The sequence below is a fragment of the Spirosoma fluminis genome (assembly GCF_054778895.1).
The window spans coordinates 67,350-84,660 of record NZ_BAAGZD010000016.1 but is presented as its reverse complement, the minus strand read 5'-3'; the positions used below and the strand labels follow the sequence as shown (position 1 = coordinate 84,660).

The window sequence follows — 17,311 nt, the reverse complement described above, 5'->3', positions numbered from 1 at the left end:
AACTCGTTCACGTAGCTCCCCTTTTCCTTCATTCGTTCGCCTTGCCGTATCTAAGTAATGTCTGATTTTTTTATCTATCTGGGTCTTGGATTCGACCACATCACCGACCCCAGTGGTTATGATCACATTTTATTTGTCATCGCCCTATGTGCGGTTTACACCCTTCAGCAGTGGCGTCAGGTGCTTATCTTGGTAACGGCGTTTACCCTTGGGCACTCCATTACGCTTGCGCTGGCCACACTGCAACTGATTACGTACAAGACTGAACTTATCGAACTGCTGATTCCGGTTACCATTCTTATTACCGCCGTCACAAATTTCTTTTTCGACGAACCGAAAACACGTTCGCTTATACCCGTCAGTCAGCCCAATCGCCCGTGGCGGTATACGCTGGCGTTGTTGTTTGGTCTGATTCACGGAATGGGGTTTTCGAATTACCTACGGAGCCTGCTGGGTCGTGAAGCCGATATTATCAAACCCCTGCTTGCGTTCAACATTGGCCTGGAGATTGGCCAGTTAGTAATTGTTGGGATTATTCTGGCAATCGGGTTTGTGGTGCTTGACATATTACGTAAAAGCCGACTCCGCTGGACCTTGCTTATATCCGGTATTGTGGCCGGTATGGCCATCTCATTACTTATCAATAATGAGTACTTGGCGAATTTACTAGACTGATCCGCTATTCACTTTTGGCTGCCATTCTCAATTCACAGCGAACTCATCCAGAGAACCTCTTTTTTTGTAATTTTAACGCTCCTGTCAACAACTAGAATCCATTTTATGCAAAAGATAATTTTGCTGGTAACAAGTTTAGCCATTTCAATTGGATACACCCGGGCTCAGGCACCTACCCCACCGACGCAGCGGGCCAATACTCGATTTGAGCAGCTCGGGCCGATGTTACCAACTCCCAATACGTACCGTACGGCCTCCGGTGCTCCCGGCAAAGACTACTTTCAGAACCGCGCTGATTATGACATCAAAGCTACGCTCGATGATGCAAAGCAAAAGTTAACCGGTACGGAAACCATTACGTACCATAACAATTCAACCGATGCCCTGCCTTATCTATGGCTTCAACTGGATCAAAACCTGTTTCGGCCTGACGCCGTCGGCAACGTTGCTAAAACAAGCAGCATCAATGCCGAGCGGGGTGCCTCGCTTCGTCAGATCGATCCCGGCGCGGGTCTGGTCGGCAAAGATTATGGGTATAAGATCACCGCTGTCCGCGATCAATCCGGCAAAGCACTGAAGTACGTTATCAATCAGACCATGATGCGGGTTGATCTGCCGCAGCCAGTTACAGCGGGCAGGACGGTAACGTTTTCGATTGACTGGAACTACAACATCACAGATGCCAGAGCTGTTGGCGGCCGTTCGGGGTATGAGTTTTTCCCGAAAGATGGCAATTACATCTATGAAATTGCGCAGTGGTTTCCGCGCCTATGTGCCTACAGTGACGTAACGGGCTGGCAGAATAAGCAGTTTCTGGGGCAAGGCGAGTTCACCCTGATTTTTGGCAATTACAAAGTTGCGTTAACCGTACCCAACGATCACATTGTAGGCGCTACCGGCGAACTCCAGAATCCAACGCAGGTCTTGACTGCAACTCAGCTGAAGCGGTGGAACGAAGCTAAAACGAAAGGCGACAAACCTGGCGAGAACCCAACCTTACTCGTAACGCAGGCCGAAGCGGAAACCGCCGAGAAAAGCAAACCGACGGGCACCAAAACCTGGGTTTACAAAGCCGATAATGTGCGGGATTTCGCCTTTGCCAGCAGCCGTAAATTCATCTGGGATGCCCTGCAACCTACGATCGAAGGCAAACGCGTGTGGGCCATGTCGCTGTATCCGAAAGAAGCGAATCCGCTGTGGGGGCAGTATTCCACCCGGCTCATCGCGCATACTCTCCGCTCCTACTCGCGCCGGACGTTTGGCTATCCGTATCCGGTAGCGTACTCCGTGCATGGCCCGGTTGGCGGTATGGAATATCCCATGGTCAGCTTTAACGGTGCCCGGCCGGAAGCAGACGGTACGTACTCGGTTGGGACGAAGAACTTCCTGATCTCGGTAGTTATTCACGAAGTGGGTCATAACTTCTTCCCCATGATTGTAAACTCCGACGAACGGCAATGGTCGTGGATGGATGAGGGCTTGAATACGTTCCTGGAGGGCCTCGCCTGTCTGGAATGGGATGCCGACTTCCCGGCTCATAGCATCGATCCGCAGTACATTGTGCCCTATATGCAGGTTGATTCGAATCAGCAGGTGCCCATTATGAGTAGTTCGGATAACATTCTGCCCAACACGTTTGGCCCTAATGCTTACTCAAAGCCAGCAACGGCGCTGAACATTCTTCGCGAGACGGTGATGGGACGGGAGCTGTTCGACTACGCGTTCAAAGAATATGCCCGCCGGTGGGCCTTTAAATCGCCCGAGCCCGCCGACTTCTTCCGCACCCTGGAAGATGCTTCGGGCGTTGATCTGGACTGGTTCTGGAAGGGCTGGTTCTTTGGCGTACAGCCCGTTGATCAGTCGCTGGTAAAAGTCGACTGGTACCAGGTTAATTCGCAGAATCCGGAGGTAACCAAAGCAGCCGCCCGGGCCGAAGCACAGCGCCGGGCGGGCACCATCAGCAAACAGCGCGATGCCGCCACGAAGGCTGAGACAGTGGTAGCTCAGGATTCCAGCATGCGTGACTTCTACAACAGTTATGACCCGTACACCGTCACGGACGAAGATCGGAAACGGTATCAGGCTTACCTGGCCACATTAACCCCCGAAGAACGCCAGACGGCCGAAGCGGGTACGAATTTTTATACCTTGTCTTTACAGAACAAAGGCGGGCTTCCGATGCCTATTATCGTACGGATGGAGTTCGAGGATGGTACCGATTCGGTCGCGCGTTTCCCAGCCGAAATCTGGCGATTCAACGACGTGTCGGTTAAAAAAGTGGTTGCGACGGCTAAGAAAGTCAAGCAGTGGACACTTGACCCATATTTTGAAATTGCCGATATCAACACTGAAGACAACTCGTTTCCGCCGGTCGCCAACCCTAACCGGTTCCAGTTATTCAAGCAACGGCAGGGGGGAGCTTCTGCCCCCAATCCGATGCAGCAACAGCGCCAGCAATCACCAGCCCGGCAAGGCAGCGGTCGTAACTAACCAACGTATTTAACTTCTATTGAACCATGAGAAAAATCGTGTTGCTGGCTAGCCTGACTCTTTGGTCAGCAGCTTTATTAGCCCAGGCACCAACGGCCCCAACGCAAAACGCCAATACCCGTTTTGAACAATTAGGGCCTATGCTACCAACCCCGAATACGTTTCGCACGGCCGCGGGGGCACCGGGTAAAGATTACTTCCAGAACCGGGCCGACTACGACATCAAGGTTGAACTGGACGATGCCAATCAGAAAATCATTGGTTCGGAAGTCGTTACGTATCATAACAACTCATCGGATGAGCTGCGATTCATCTGGCTGCAACTGGACCAGAACCTGTTCGCGAAAGGCTCGACCGGAAGCATTACCCGTACTGGTAGCGTTAACGAAAGCGGCATGAGCTTCGCTCAGCTTCAGAATCTAACCTCTGTCCGTGAACGTAGCAGCCAGCAGGCATCCGACAAATACGGCTACAAGATTACGTCGGTTAAAGATGCAAAATCGGGTAGTCCGTTGAAGTACACCATCAATCAAACTATGATGCGGATTGACCTGCCCAGCCCATTAAAGCCTGGAGCAAGCTATTCATTTGGTGTTGACTGGAATTACTACGTTACCGAATATTATGGACGTAGTGGTATGGAGTTCTTTGCCAAAGATGGCAACTATAACTACTTCATTGCCCATTGGTTTCCACGGCTTTGCGCTTACAATGACGTAAACGGCTGGCAGAACAAGCAGTTTCTGGGGCAGGGTGAGTTTACCTTGATTTTTGGCAATTATAAAGTGGCCATTACGGCACCTGCCGATCACGTCGTTGGTGCTACCGGTGAATGCCAGAATTACAAACAGGTACTTTCGGCTACGCAGCAGAAACGAATGGCACAGGCCGCAAATTCCAAAACTCCAGTTGTCATCGTAACGCAGGCGGAAGCCGAAGCGGCCGAAAAAGCGAAACCTGGTGACGCTAAAGCCAAGAAAACCTGGGTTTTCAACGCGCAAAACGTACGGGATTTCGCCTTTGCCAGCAGCCGTAAATTCATCTGGGACGCCATGCAAACCGATGTCTACGGCGACGGTCGCAAAATCTGGAGTATGTCTTTCTACTCGAAAGAAGGCAATCCGTTATGGGGCCAGTATTCCACCCGTGTTGTTGAGCATACGTTAAAATCATACGGTAACCGGACCATAAAATACCCCTATCCAGTTGCGATCTCCTGCCACGCTACGGCGGGTGGCGGTATGGAATACCCCATGATTTCGTTCAACGGGGGCCGCCCAGAAGCCGACGGTACGTATTCTGAACAGACAAAAGCCGGTATGATCGGGGTAATTATCCACGAAGTGGGCCATAACTTCTTCCCCATGATTGTGAACTCCGACGAACGGCAATGGACCTGGATGGATGAAGGGTTGAATACGTTCTGCCAATATCTGGCGGAAAAAGAATGGGATTACAACTTTCCAAGTCGCCGGGGCGAACCTCAATACATTGTCGACTACATGAAGTCCGATAAGTCGGTTCTATCGCCGATTATGACCTCGTCTGATAACGTAATAAGCCTGGGGCCTAATGCCTATGCGAAACCAGCAACGGCCTTGAATATCCTTCGCGAGACGGTGATGGGTCGGGAGCTGTTCGACTACGCGTTCAAAGAATATGCCCGCCGGTGGGCCTTTAAATCGCCCGAGCCCGCCGACTTCTTCCGTACCCTGGAAGATGCTTCGGGCGTTGATCTGGACTGGTTCTGGAAGGGCTGGTTCTACGGCGTTGAACCCGTGGACCAAGACTTGGTAGAAGTTGACTGGTATCAGGTAGATACTGGAAATCCGGAAGTGTCGAAAGCAGCCGCCCGGGCCGAAGCACAGCGCCGGGCGGGCACCATCAGCAAACAGCGCGATGCCGCCACAAAAGCTGAAACGGTAGTAGCTAAAGACTCGACAATGAAGGATTTTTACAATAGCTATGATCCATACGCCGTTACCGACGCCGATCGTAAGCGGTATCAGGACTATCTGGCTACGTTGAGCGAAGACGAACGTAAAGGCTTAGAGACAAGCGCCAAGACGAACTTCTATACACTTTCTTTAAAGAATAAAGGTGGTGTGCCAATGCCCGTCATTGTACGTATGCAATTTGAAGACGGAACTGATTCGGTAGCACGCTTCCCGGCCGAAATCTGGCGGTTCAACGACGTAGCGATCAAGAAGGTAATTGCTACGTCCAAGAAAGTGACGCAATGGACGCTTGACCCCTTCTACGAGATTGCTGACATCGACGCTGAGAACAACTCATTCCCCCGGGTTGCTCAACCGACGCGCTTCCAGCTATTCAAACAGCAGCAACGTTTTGGTCCGCAGGGACAAAATCCGATGCAGCAGCAACGACGCGCTAATCAGCCCCCTGCCACGCAGGGAAGCGGACGAAATTGATTTAATTCGTGCAATGGATAATCTGTCGGCCGACGGATTATCCATTGCATACTTGTCAATAATCCTTACCTTTGCGAACCCATTCGGGATGTAGCGCAGCCTGGTAGCGTGCTTGCATGGGGTGCAAGAGGTCGTGGGTTCGAATCCCGCCATCCCGACATACCAAAGCCGACTCTTACCAAAAGAGTCGGCTTTTTGCGTTTATCACCAGTGCTCATACGTCTTCCGAAGCGACCTCTACCCGCGCCCGTAACCGGCTAAGACAAAACCGGAAAATAATTAGGAACTGCTGTGGAATTCATTCTATCCCTGCATCTATGTGATAACTGCAATTAGTTGACAACGTAAACAAATACTATAAATCTTAACAAATATTTTATGAGCACTGGACCACCAACGTAAGAATACCTACCTGTTCAGACCGGAGATAATGAGTGTGTTTGATTGACAAACAAGGATTTATTAAGCTTAGTCACCGGATGTAGCTTTCTCGCTAGAGTAAAATATGTCCAAGTAAATATTACTGGATTGCCATAAAAGTGAAAGATTTGCTCCATTGTTTTGTGTGGTTTTAGCCAGAAAAGCCATAGTTTTGTGAAGGTTTGAAGGCATTTCCATCAAATTTTTAGATGGGCAAACCGAAAGAGTCTAAATTTTTCACTTTTTTTACCGAGCAAACCAACTTTTAATTTTAACCCTACAGTCCAGTTCCAATGAAAACACAAACTCCCTCTCCAGCACCAGCCAAAGCATCGGCACCAAAGAAGAAGTCGTCGGGCGGTCTGAACCCCGCATTTGTCATTCCGGTTCTGCTGTTGATTGGTATCCTGACGTACATGTTCGTCTTCGGTGACGGCAGCCACTTCCAGGACAATGATAACACGAAAGAACCCCTTCCCGGAGACTATTTTGGCACCGTGTACAAGGGAGGATTTATCGTACCGATCCTGTTCACCTGTTTCTTAACAGTGCTTGTTTTCTCAATTGAGCGCTTTTTCACCATCGGCCGCGCGAACGGTACAGGTTCGATCGACGATTTCGTTCGTAAAGTGAAAAGCCTGTTGGATCGCAATGACGTAGCAGCCGCTATTCAGGAATGTGACCGTCAGAAAGGTTCAATCGGTAACGTTGTAAAAACGGCCCTGTTGAAGTATCAGCAACTGTCGACCGACACCGAACTGAACAAAGAGCAGAAGCTGGTCGCCCTCCAGAAGGAAGTAGAAGAAGCAACGACGCTGGAATTGCCGATGCTGGAGAAAAACCTGACCATTATCGCAACGCTGGCTTCGGTATCGACGCTTATCGCCCTGCTTGGAACGGTACTTGGTATGATCCGCGCTTTCGCAGCTATGGGTGCCACGGGTCAGCCTGACACGGCCGCTCTGTCAACGGGTATCTCTGAGGCCCTTGTAAACACGGCTCTTGGTATCGGTACAGCCGCTATTGCAACGATCATGTACAGCTACTTCACCAGCCGCATTGACGTATTGACGTACAACATCGACGAAATCGGTCTGAGCATTCAGCAGAACTTCGCAGCTCACTATTAGTCGAGATTGCAAAGTAAGTTTCAATTAACCCACTTGTCCTGAATTGGTCGGGCAAGTAGAAACAGAATAACTCATGCCAGCAGTTAAAATTAAACGCGCCAGTTCTTCAGTGGACATGACCGCGATGACCGACGTGGCGTTTCTATTGCTGACGTTTTTTATCCTGACGGCCCAGTTTCGGTCTCAGGATGCCGCCAGCATTGAAACTCCGTCGTCTATCTCCGGCATCAAAGTTCCTGATAAGGACATTATGACCATTGGTCTCGGCAAAGACGGTAAAGTCTATTTCGGTATCGATAACCAGCAAAATCGCATTACTATGCTGGATAACATCGCAGCTGCCAAAGGCCTTACCTTCTCTGATAAAGAAAAGAAGGAGTTTGCCCTGATGTCGAACTTTGGTCTACCAATCAACCAGCTAAAGTCGTACCTGAACCTTTCTAAAGAACAGCAGGCTAAAATTAAGCAGCCTGGTATTCCTACGGATTCTACCGGCGCAGGTGCGAACAATGAGCTGAAAGATTGGGTATTTAACTCGCGTAAGGCCAACAACGGACTTCGGATTGCTTTGAAAGGTGATAACCTCGCCAAGTTCCCTGAGTTCAAGAACGTACTGGCTACGCTACAAGCGCAGAATATCAACAAATTCAACCTCATTACCGGGACGGAAGCCCCACCAGCAGGTTGGAAAGCCGACTAACTATTGTTTGAAGGTTTGTCTGTTTGATTGGCAGGTTATTATCTAATGAGCTACTGATCGGGCAGACAAACGCCAAACAACTAAACACAAATTGCCATGGCAGAAATTAACACTGGTGGCGGTGGTGGTAAGCATGACGGTGGTAAGGTACGTTCCAAGAAAGCGTCGACCCGCGTTGATATGACGCCGATGGTAGACTTGGGATTTCTTCTCATCACCTTTTTCATTCTTGCCACTACGTTAAGCAAACCGTCTTCGATGACGCTTAACGTGCCGGATAAAACAAAACAAGAAGAGACCGAGCCGATCAAGGCTTCAAACGTAATGACCGTCTTCTTGGGTAAGGATAACAAAGCGCATTACATTTTCGGTAAAGCGGCCAACGAAGACCCAGAAGTAAAGACAATAGGTTACGGTTACGAGTTCAGACAAGCCATTCAGGAGAATGCGCGGAAAGTAGGTGGGGATAAGTTCGTAGTGGTTATCAAACCAACGAAACAGTCAACCTACAAGAATATGGTTGATGTATTGGACGAGATGGCTATCACCAAAACGAAGCGGTACGCACTCGTGGACGTATTGACTCCGGATGAGAAAGCGCTTCTCAAAGACAAAGTTAAGATAGACGTATAAACACCATGGCAGAAACTCCTCAAAACGCGACACTTGATGATATAGTGTTTGCGAACCGGAACCAGGCATATGGCGCCTACGAATTAAGGAAAGCCTATCCGAAGACGGTCACTCGTGCCTTGATCATTGGTGGTGTTTTATTTACGCTGGGTGTACTTGCTCCAACTATTATTACCGCTTTAACTCCCGAGCAGGAAGAACAGGCAATGGTTGAAGTAGACTTAATGAAGCTTCCACCACCGCCGATTGATCCAAACGAGCCGCCACCGCCACCGCCACCACCGGTTGAAGTGCCTAAGGTAAATACGGTTAAATTCCTTCCGCCGGAAGTAAAGCCGGATGAAGAGGTGCCGGAAGAAACACCCCCGCCAGCCGTCGAAGAGTTGAAAGAAGCCGTAGCAGCTGAGAAAACACAGGAAGGTGACCCGAACGCTGAAGAAGTGATTGCAGCCCCTGAGGCAACAGCTGCTCCTACGAAAGTAGAGATTGCTGTAGAAGCAGCCCCTAAAGAAGAAGAAATCTTCACGGTCGTAGAACAGCAGCCTGAGTTTACGGGTGGTATGGCTGCGCTTGGTCAGTATCTGCAGAAGAACCTGCGTTACCCCGCAGCCGCTCAGCGGGCAAACGTATCTGGCCGCGTATTCGTAAGCTTCGTCGTAAATACGGATGGTAGTATTCAGGACGTTCAAGTGCTGAAAGGATTAGGTTTCGGTACCGACGAAGAAGCAACTCGTGTTGTAAAAAGCATGCCCAAGTGGCGCCCTGGTAAACAGTCAGGTCGTCCGGTCCGGGTAAAATACAACCTGCCGATCAACTTCACGCTGGAATAATTTGTCTATGCGCGGACGAAATCGGGGGCCAGCCCAGCTGACACTATATATTTCGGTATTGGCTTCGCTGGCTTATTTGGGAGGAGGCATCGCACTGATTGCCTCCTCTCAGTCTTTTGGCGTGTTCCCTGACCCCGGTCTGCTTCGGTATGGAATGGCGGTTTTGCTGCTGATTTACGGAAGTTATCGGGCGTATCGAGCCTATCAACGTTTTCAGGAAGATGATTAAACGTATTGTGTGGGGTATCGGGTTAGCAGCTGGTTTTTTAAGCTGTGGGAGTGATAAACCGGCGTTAGACAGTCCGGCTCGGGGCAGTATTGTCGTTGCCGCAGATGAGTCGTTCCAACCGCTAGTTATGCAGCTCACTTCAGCCTATTCAGGTATATATCCAGACGCTCACTTTAAGGTTGTTTACAAACCTGAGCAGGAAGCTATCAATATGATGCTTCAGGATAGTGCTCGTTTAGCAATAGTTACACGACCGTTGACTTCATCAGAGCAGGCCGTGTTAAACAAACGAAAGATAAAAGGGGCAACTGAGAAGATTGCGACGGACGGCGTGGCGCTGATCATCAATAAGGCAAACACAGACAGCCTGATTACGATGAACGAATTGCAAGGCATCTTTAACGGTCAGCTAAAGCAATGGTCACAGCTGAAAGGAGGCAATCAAACCGGGCCTTTAACGCTGGTTTTTGATAACAACAATTCCAGTAATCTTGAATTTGTATTAAACACTTTTAAAATAAAGGAAGTTAAGGGGCTACGTATTTTCACAACCCGTTCAAATCGCGAAGTGATTGAGTTTGTGCGTAAGAACCCGTCGGCACTGGGATTTATTGGTGTCAACTGGATTAGTGACGGTGACGAGCCTTTATCTGTTGAGTTAGCTCGTGATCTTCGTGTGGTAGGTGTTTCGTCAAAGTTAAATCCTACGATCAGAGATGATTACTACCAGCCTTTTCAGGAAGATTTAGGCATGCAGCGTTACCCATTACGACGCCCTGTCTATATACTGAGCCGAGAAGCGCATCCGGGATTAGGCGGAGGATTGATCAATTATGTGGCACGGGATGCCGGCTCACTTATTATTCGAAAATTGGGCTTATGGCCCAGAATACCGTATAATAGAGAGGTTAATCTGGTAGACTAAGCAAGTTTTTTGGTTTAGTTGCAATTATTTAGTTTTGTTGACTGTTTTATAAACACTAACATTTTTCTCATTTCCAACCTGAAATACATGATGAACAATCAGAAGAAATCGCTGTTGACCATCCTGTTTGTTGGAGCAATCGCGATTGCTCCTGTTAAAGCCCAGGACGTCCAGACAGCACTCAAGGATATTGAGGCTGAGCGGTTTACCAAAGCAGGTCAAACACTCACTCAGTTGGCGGGTAGTTCGCCATCGGCTGAGAATCAATTTTATTTAGGTTATTATTATCTCAAAAGTGGTCAGGTCGATCAGGCAAAAGCTACCTTCGAAAAAGGTGCCGCTGCTGACGCCAAAAATCAACTAAATAATATTGGTCTGGCCGGTGTCGCCCTGATGAAAAAGGACCGGGCTACAGCAAAAACCTTGATTGACAACGCTGTTGCTCAAACGAAAAGTAAAGACCAGAACGTGTTGATCCGGGCCGCTGAAATGTACACGCTTTCGGAGCAGACAAACGATCCGGCAGAAGCGTTACGTTTACTACAGATTGCCGATGAGAAAGACAAGAAGAATGAGAACGCCGAAATCGAAATGTTGATGGGCGACGCTTACTTCTTAAAAAATGACGGTGGTAACGCGATTTCAAAATACGAGAATGCGTTAGCAATCAGCCCAAATTTGGCAGAAGCAAACTACAAGATTGGGCGTTTGTATCTACGGGGTAAAAACTATGCCAAGGCGCAGGAGTATTTCAAGCTGGCGATTCAAACAGACCCTGAGTTTGCTCCAACGTATCGGGCTTATGCCGATGCATTAGCAAATTCACGCGCTTACAAACCTGCTGCCAGCAATTATGAATTGTACATACAAAAAAGTGGTACGCAGGATCCAGAATTACTGCTTGACGTAGCACGGTATAAATTCCTGGCCGAAGATTATCAGGGTGCCACAGCTTATCTTGACCAGTTAAAGGGCAAGATAAATAACCCAATTATCAATCGGATGTATGGTTGGGCTTACACTGCCTTAGGTAAGAACACAGAAGCTGTACAAGCTCTGAATCAATTTGTTACGGATGCTCCTCAAAAAGTGATCTATGACGACTACAAGTACCTTGGCCGGGCTTATGGTCAGTTAGGGACTCCAGAGGGCGATTCGTTGAGCATCGTAAACCTGGAAAAAGCGGCTCCTTTGGATACGACGGAGAATCTTTATCGTGAAATCGCTAAGAAATATTACGAAACCAAGCGGTACGATAAGGCGGCTACTTATTACACTAAAACAATTCAGAACGATAAAAAGCCACAAAACAATGACTATCTATGGTTAGGATTGGCTAGTTATCAGTATGCTCCCCGTGTAGGTCGTGATAGCTCAGCAGCACCAATGGATACAGCGCAAATCCGTCAGGTGAAGCAGCAGTATTACCTGAAAGCTGACTCAGCTTTTGCTCAGATGGCCCAACGGATTGAAGCAGACGGTCAGACATATCCGCTGGCTTATTATTACCGAGCACAGGCAACTTACTATGCAGATCCTAAGCAGGCTTTAGCAAACGGTACGGCTGTGCCTATGTATGAAAAGTTCCTTGAGCAGGCAAATGCTGAGGCTGATGCGGCTAAAAAGCAGAGTTATCAGAAGTATATGATAACGGCTTACAAAGCGCTGGCAGGTTACAACCTAGCTAGGAAAGATGATGCTAAAGCAAAGGAATACTTCAATAAGGTGCTTGAAATAGATCCTAACGATGCCGATGTTAAAAAGGCCTTGGAAGGCCCTAAAGCGGCAGCACCAGGGGCTAAACCAGGTGCAAAGCCGACAACAAAGGCACCAGCTAAAAAATCAACCGCCAGCGAATAGAAGCTGTCAGGTTACGTAGATAAAAAGAGCGCAGTCATAACGGCTGCGCTCTTTTATTTTCCTAATAATAAAAACCTCTAACCGCTCAAAGCAATCATTATTATTTACCAAGGGGAGTTGTAACTTTGCGGGCGCAAATTTTGACTGAACGACACTACCCACTAGAGGCTATATGCTTAACCTTGTACTGTTTGGCCCACCGGGTGCCGGGAAAGGCACTCAAAGCGAAAAATTGATTAACAAATACAATTTGGTTCACTTATCAACGGGCGATTTACTGCGGTCACAAATTGCAGCAGGCACTGAGCTGGGATTGCGAGCCAAACAATTGATGGATCAAGGCTTACTTGTTCCTGATGAGGTAGTGATCGGCATGATTGATCACAAACTACAGGAGAATCGATCGGCAGCAGGGTTTATTTTTGACGGATTTCCACGTACTGTACCGCAGGCACAGGCACTCGATCAACTGTTAGCGCAGTATAATACGCAGATTACCACTATGATCGCCCTGGTAGTAGACGATGAAGAATTAATACGTCGTTTATTGAAGCGGGGTGAAACATCGGGCCGGGCCGATGACCGTGACGAGACTACAGCCCGTCGGCGGGTTAGTGTATACAATACTGAAACTAAACCTGTAGCTGACTATTACGATCAACAACAGAAGTATAAAGCAATTGATGGGATCGGTGATATCGATGATATATTCCAGGGAATATGTCAGAAGATCAAAGAATCCACGGATTAACAGCGCTGACGGTGAGCCAGGGGTTCAGTAACGTGCGGATTAGACAACTATGGCTTCATCAAATTTTATTGATTACGTAAAGATTAACTGTCGCTCGGGAGCGGGTGGAGCAGGTTCTGTGCACTTCCGGCGGGAAAAGCATACCCCTAAAGGCGGTCCGGATGGTGGAGACGGCGGCCGGGGAGGTCATATTATTTTACGCGGTAACGCACAACTCTGGACGTTACTTCACCTTAAGTACCGCAAACACGTAAAGGCGGGTAACGGCGTAGCTGGCGAAGGTGGCCGCCGAAGCGGAGCCCAAGGCGAAGACGTGATACTGGAAGTTCCACTTGGCACGATTGCGCGGAATCCAGAATCAAATGAGAAGCTAGCCGAGATCACTGAAGATGGTCAGGAGCTAATTCTGTTTCCGGGAGGCCGGGGTGGCTTAGGTAACGATCATTTCAAAACAGCAACGCAGCAGGCGCCTTTATACGCTCAGACTGGCGAGCCTGGCCGCGAAGAATGGGTGATTTTAGAGCTAAAACTGTTGGCGGATGTAGGCCTCGTTGGCTTTCCAAATGCGGGTAAGTCTACGCTTTTGTCTGTGCTTTCAGCAGCTCGTCCTGAAATTGCTGATTACCCGTTTACAACCCTTGTACCCAATCTGGGAGTCGTAGCCTATAGAGAATACAAATCGTTCGTGATGGCCGACATTCCCGGCATCATCGAAGGAGCGTCACAAGGAAAAGGACTTGGATTACGATTTTTGCGGCATATTGAACGAAATTCAATTCTGCTTTTTCTGATTCCGGCCAATAGTGAAGATATTAAGCAAGAGTACAACACATTACTGAATGAACTGCACGAGTTTAATCCAGAATTGATGGACAAAACTCGAATGCTGGCAATTACCAAAACGGATCTGGTGGACGAAGCAACTTTAGAGCAATTGAAAGCCAATTTGCCCAAGAAGCTTCCCGTGGCGTTTATTTCATCAATAACCCAGCAAGGCTTAGATCACTTGAAAGATATAATTTGGCAAAATCTCACGGCCGCTAACGAGCCAGTTCAATAATCCATTTTTGTGTAGGGATTGGTCTGCTTGATTAGCTGCGTTTAAACAACTATGAAACACTTTTGCGTTGCTACAAATACTTTATTTTTAGTATTGCTTCCTTTTCTAGCGCTAAGTCAGATCCAGATTTCGTTTCCTACCAGCCGGGCTGTCTTCCAAAGAAATAATTCCAATCAGGCAACCTTCCGAATTACGGGCTATTATACTACAGGCAGTATTACACGTATTGAAGCCAGAGTGGTTGCCCGCGATGGACAGGGTGCAACAACGGATTGGCGAACCATTCAGGGTAATCCAACTGTAGGTACGTATGTAGGTGATTTCACAGCTACCGGGGGCTGGTATAACCTTGAAGTTCGAGGGATGAGCGGGGATCAGCAAGTGGGCAATCCGGCGGTCGTCGAACGCATTGGCGTGGGCGAAGTATTTGTAATAGCTGGCCAGTCGAACGCACAGGGCGTTCACCAGAATGCGCCGAACCCGCTCAACGACCGGGTCAACTGTGTTAATTATCGATACCCAGACAATGGATTTCCGAACGACCCACCAACTCCTTCGTTCACCATTGTAGATAACACACCTGGTTTTACAATTGCACCGCGGGGTGTAGGTAGCTGGTGCTGGGGGCAGTTAGGCGATATTCTCGTAAAACGGCTCAACGTACCGGTCATGTTTTTTAACGCAGCATTCACCGGAACAGCAGTACGCAACTGGCGCGAAAGCGCCCCGGAGGGAGGCATAGCCTATGGGGTGTACAATGGCCAACCTTATGAAGGCCGTCAGCCCTATATAAACCTCAAAATTGCGTTACAATATTATGCTAACATGCTTGGGGTTAGAGCCGTCCTTTGGGAGCAGGGAGAAGCCGATAACTTAATTGACACGGGCACAAGCCGTTACGTCAGTGAACTGCAGTTTGTGATTAACCAAAGCCGCCAGGATTACGGTCGCAATATTTCGTGGGTCGTGGCGAGAACGAGTTACGGTGATTTTATTGGCGGAACTGACCCTGCAATTATAGCTGCTCAAAATCAGGTGATAACGAGTACACCGAACGTATTTGACGGTCCGGTAACAGATAATATTCAGGTACCCCGCAAACGGGCACCTCTTTTTGAAATCGAGGGTTTACACTTTGACTTCGAAGGGTTAATTGACCTGGCCAATGCGTGGAACAGTAATCTGAACGACAACTTTTTTCAGAATTCAACACCAGTTGGTCCATCGCCCGCTCCAGCCATCTCAGTGGCTTGTGCTCCGAATAACAACGTAACGCTTACGGTCAACGGCAATTATTCCTCAATTCAATGGGAATCCGGAGAAACGGGGAATAGCATCACCAAAGGGTCTGGTCTGTACCGCGCGAAAGTAAAAGATGGATTAGGCAATACGTTCTTTACCGGACAAGTTCGAATCGCGGACCAACCGGTTGCGTCTGTGGTAGACAATCGCCCCCCTTCCGTCTGTGAAGGCAGCGACTTAGGACTGACCTCAAACTACGAGAGCGTTACCTGGATAAATCAGCAGAATAACGCAACTATTGCCACAACCCGCACCTTCCGAACCACGTCTGCAGGCGCTTATTACGTCCGCTACCGGGACGTAACAGGATGTGAGTTTACCTCAAACGTTGTCAACGTAGCCGTTAATCCTTTGCCGCCTACGCCGGTTGTTGCTAATGAAAAGCCAACAACATTTTGTCAGGGCGACAATACGGTACTACGTGCCAGTAACAACAATGTGCAATACAACTGGAGCAGCGGTCAGCAAGGCCAGGCGATCAGTGTAGGTTCTTCGGGGTCTTACTTTTTGACGGTAACCGATCAGAATGGGTGTACGTCTGCTCAGTCGAATACGATTGTTGTTGTCACGAATCCGGTGCCAGCGAAACCAGCTGTTGCAGCCAGTGGCCCTACTACGTTCTGTGCCGACCGAACCATTACGTTAACAGCTCCGGAAAATGTAGCTTATCAATGGAACAACGGGCAAACGACCCGCTCTTTAACCATCAACCAATCGGGTAATTTTGCCGTACAGACGCGTAATCAGTTTGGTTGTACGTCGGTGCCATCGGATGTAGTGGCCATCCAGGTTAATCCTTTGCCCCAATCGCCGTCGGTATCAGCCGCTGGCGCAACTACCTTCTGCGAAGGCAACCGAGTTACGTTGAATGCGAACAGCCCGCTGGCTGTGCTCTGGTCAAGCGGCCAAACCGATAAATCCATCACGGTTAGTACATCCGGTAACTACACCGTACAATCCCGCGACCAGAACGGCTGTTTGTCACCTTTTTCGTCGATCATCGCTGTAAAGGTGAACCCGTTGCCAGCAACACCCACCATTGCGTCAAATCGACCACCAATTATTTGTGAAGGGGACCGGATAACCCTGCGGGTTGACGGACCCTACACAGTGTTCTGGAGCACGGGCGACTCAACACAAAGTATAAGCACAAATCTAGCGGGCACCTATTCAGCACGAATTCGGGACGTTAATGGATGTATATCAGCTCAGGCAGGCAACACGACCGTCGAACTGAGACCGCTTCCACCTGCACCAACGATCAATGCAATCGGTACGTACACGCTTGAGGCCATCAGTTCAAGCAACGGCACGCAGTATCGGTGGTATCGGGGTACCGATTCACTAGCTGCGCAAACCGGAGTTATCAAGGCCAATCAATCAGGCACGTATACCGCTCGCGCTTCGATTATTTACCCCGAATCGCTCACCTGCTTTTCGTTGCCTTCAGCTCCCTTTACATTCACTGCTGACCTGAGCAACAGAGGGCTCAGCCTGTATCCTAACCCTAGTCCGGATAAGGTTATTCTGTTGGAAACGCAGGCCAACCTGAGAAATGCCGAAGTTACCCTATACACATTGAACGGTCAGGTAGTCAATACGTACCTTATTCCGTCTGTTGATGAACGTAAGCAGCTTGTTTTAACGGGCCTCCCTTCCGGACCTTACATTATCCGCGTGAAGGCCGCTGATTTTGATGTCTCGAAACGAATTATATTAGGTTTGTAATATAATCGGCAAACCTACCGTTCAATCATAAAAGTTAGCCTTAAATTTGTACTTTACTTAGATGCAATCCAAACCGGATTGTAAACCGTAAGGTATTGTTTTGCCGACGGTTTGATTTTTGCTTTCTGTAGGAGGCAATAAGTATA

13 protein-coding genes and 1 tRNA gene are annotated in these 17,311 nt (G+C 48.6%); all 14 read left to right on the top strand.

All coding sequences use genetic code 11. The features are described 5' to 3' along the window. The first annotated feature begins 57 nt into the window (after positions 1 to 57). Entirely contained in the window at positions 58 to 675 is a 618-nt protein-coding gene (locus tag ACYVBJ_RS18420; protein WP_460983773.1) for a HupE/UreJ family protein, read from the top strand. Positions 676 to 780: 105 nt separating this feature from the next. Then, on the top strand, positions 781 to 3,165 hold the full coding sequence (locus ACYVBJ_RS18415) for a M1 family metallopeptidase (RefSeq protein ID WP_460983772.1): 2,385 nt from the start codon (positions 781 to 783) through the stop codon (positions 3,163 to 3,165). A 26-nt stretch (positions 3,166 to 3,191) separates the two neighbouring features. Next, on the top strand, positions 3,192 to 5,597 hold the full coding sequence (locus ACYVBJ_RS18410; RefSeq protein ID WP_460983771.1) for a M1 family metallopeptidase: 2,406 nt from the start codon (positions 3,192 to 3,194) through the stop codon (positions 5,595 to 5,597). A gap of 84 nt (positions 5,598 to 5,681) precedes the next feature. Then, positions 5,682 to 5,755 (top strand) — tRNA-Pro (locus tag ACYVBJ_RS18405). Between the two features lie 555 nt (positions 5,756 to 6,310). Continuing rightward, complete coding sequence (locus tag ACYVBJ_RS18400) at positions 6,311 to 7,147, top strand: MotA/TolQ/ExbB proton channel family protein (RefSeq protein WP_460983770.1); 837 nt, start codon at positions 6,311 to 6,313, stop codon at positions 7,145 to 7,147. Between the two features lie 73 nt (positions 7,148 to 7,220). Further along, positions 7,221 to 7,847 (top strand): ExbD/TolR family protein, encoded by a 627-nt coding sequence (locus ACYVBJ_RS18395; protein ID WP_460983769.1) that lies wholly within the window; start codon positions 7,221 to 7,223, stop codon positions 7,845 to 7,847. A gap of 96 nt (positions 7,848 to 7,943) precedes the next feature. Then, positions 7,944 to 8,480 carry an ExbD/TolR family protein gene (locus tag ACYVBJ_RS18390; protein ID WP_460983768.1) on the top strand — a complete coding sequence of 179 codons (537 nt, stop codon included), beginning with the start codon at positions 7,944 to 7,946 and terminating at the stop codon, positions 8,478 to 8,480. A gap of 5 nt (positions 8,481 to 8,485) precedes the next feature. Further along, entirely contained in the window at positions 8,486 to 9,310 is an 825-nt protein-coding gene (locus tag ACYVBJ_RS18385) for an energy transducer TonB (RefSeq protein ID WP_460983767.1), read from the top strand. A 7-nt stretch (positions 9,311 to 9,317) separates the two neighbouring features. Beyond that, a complete protein-coding gene (locus tag ACYVBJ_RS18380) occupies positions 9,318 to 9,539 on the top strand; it encodes a hypothetical protein (RefSeq protein WP_460983766.1) in 222 nt (73 codons plus the stop codon). Further along, a complete protein-coding gene (locus ACYVBJ_RS18375; RefSeq protein WP_460983765.1) occupies positions 9,532 to 10,464 on the top strand; it encodes a PstS family phosphate ABC transporter substrate-binding protein in 933 nt (310 codons plus the stop codon). Before ACYVBJ_RS18380 ends, ACYVBJ_RS18375 begins: the two co-directional genes overlap by 8 nt. An 87-nt stretch (positions 10,465 to 10,551) precedes the next feature. Then, positions 10,552 to 12,324 carry a tetratricopeptide repeat protein gene (locus tag ACYVBJ_RS18370; protein ID WP_460983764.1) on the top strand — a complete coding sequence of 591 codons (1,773 nt, stop codon included), beginning with the start codon at positions 10,552 to 10,554 and terminating at the stop codon, positions 12,322 to 12,324. A 172-nt stretch (positions 12,325 to 12,496) separates the two neighbouring features. Next, a complete protein-coding gene (locus tag ACYVBJ_RS18365; RefSeq protein WP_460983763.1) occupies positions 12,497 to 13,075 on the top strand; it encodes an adenylate kinase in 579 nt (192 codons plus the stop codon). Between the two features lie 49 nt (positions 13,076 to 13,124). Beyond that, a complete protein-coding gene (obgE, locus tag ACYVBJ_RS18360) occupies positions 13,125 to 14,135 on the top strand; it encodes a GTPase ObgE (protein WP_460983762.1) in 1,011 nt (336 codons plus the stop codon). Between the two features lie 93 nt (positions 14,136 to 14,228). After that, a complete protein-coding gene (locus ACYVBJ_RS18355; RefSeq protein ID WP_460983761.1) occupies positions 14,229 to 17,165 on the top strand; it encodes a T9SS type A sorting domain-containing protein in 2,937 nt (978 codons plus the stop codon). Positions 17,166 to 17,311 lie beyond the last annotated feature (146 nt).

Coding starts and splice junctions, on each gene's coding strand:
- ACYVBJ_RS18375 (WP_460983765.1), top strand. CDS start 9,532: ATGATTAAACGTATTGTGTGGGGTATCGGGTTAGCAGCTGGTTTTTTA.
- ACYVBJ_RS18385 (WP_460983767.1), top strand. CDS start 8,486: ATGGCAGAAACTCCTCAAAACGCGACACTTGATGATATAGTGTTTGCG.
- ACYVBJ_RS18395 (WP_460983769.1), top strand. CDS start 7,221: ATGCCAGCAGTTAAAATTAAACGCGCCAGTTCTTCAGTGGACATGACC.
- ACYVBJ_RS18380 (WP_460983766.1), top strand. CDS start 9,318: ATGCGCGGACGAAATCGGGGGCCAGCCCAGCTGACACTATATATTTCG.
- ACYVBJ_RS18365 (WP_460983763.1), top strand. CDS start 12,497: ATGCTTAACCTTGTACTGTTTGGCCCACCGGGTGCCGGGAAAGGCACT.
- ACYVBJ_RS18415 (WP_460983772.1), top strand. CDS start 781: ATGCAAAAGATAATTTTGCTGGTAACAAGTTTAGCCATTTCAATTGGA.
- ACYVBJ_RS18390 (WP_460983768.1), top strand. CDS start 7,944: ATGGCAGAAATTAACACTGGTGGCGGTGGTGGTAAGCATGACGGTGGT.
- obgE (WP_460983762.1), top strand. CDS start 13,125: ATGGCTTCATCAAATTTTATTGATTACGTAAAGATTAACTGTCGCTCG.
- ACYVBJ_RS18420 (WP_460983773.1), top strand. CDS start 58: ATGTCTGATTTTTTTATCTATCTGGGTCTTGGATTCGACCACATCACC.
- ACYVBJ_RS18400 (WP_460983770.1), top strand. CDS start 6,311: ATGAAAACACAAACTCCCTCTCCAGCACCAGCCAAAGCATCGGCACCA.
- ACYVBJ_RS18410 (WP_460983771.1), top strand. CDS start 3,192: ATGAGAAAAATCGTGTTGCTGGCTAGCCTGACTCTTTGGTCAGCAGCT.
- ACYVBJ_RS18370 (WP_460983764.1), top strand. CDS start 10,552: ATGATGAACAATCAGAAGAAATCGCTGTTGACCATCCTGTTTGTTGGA.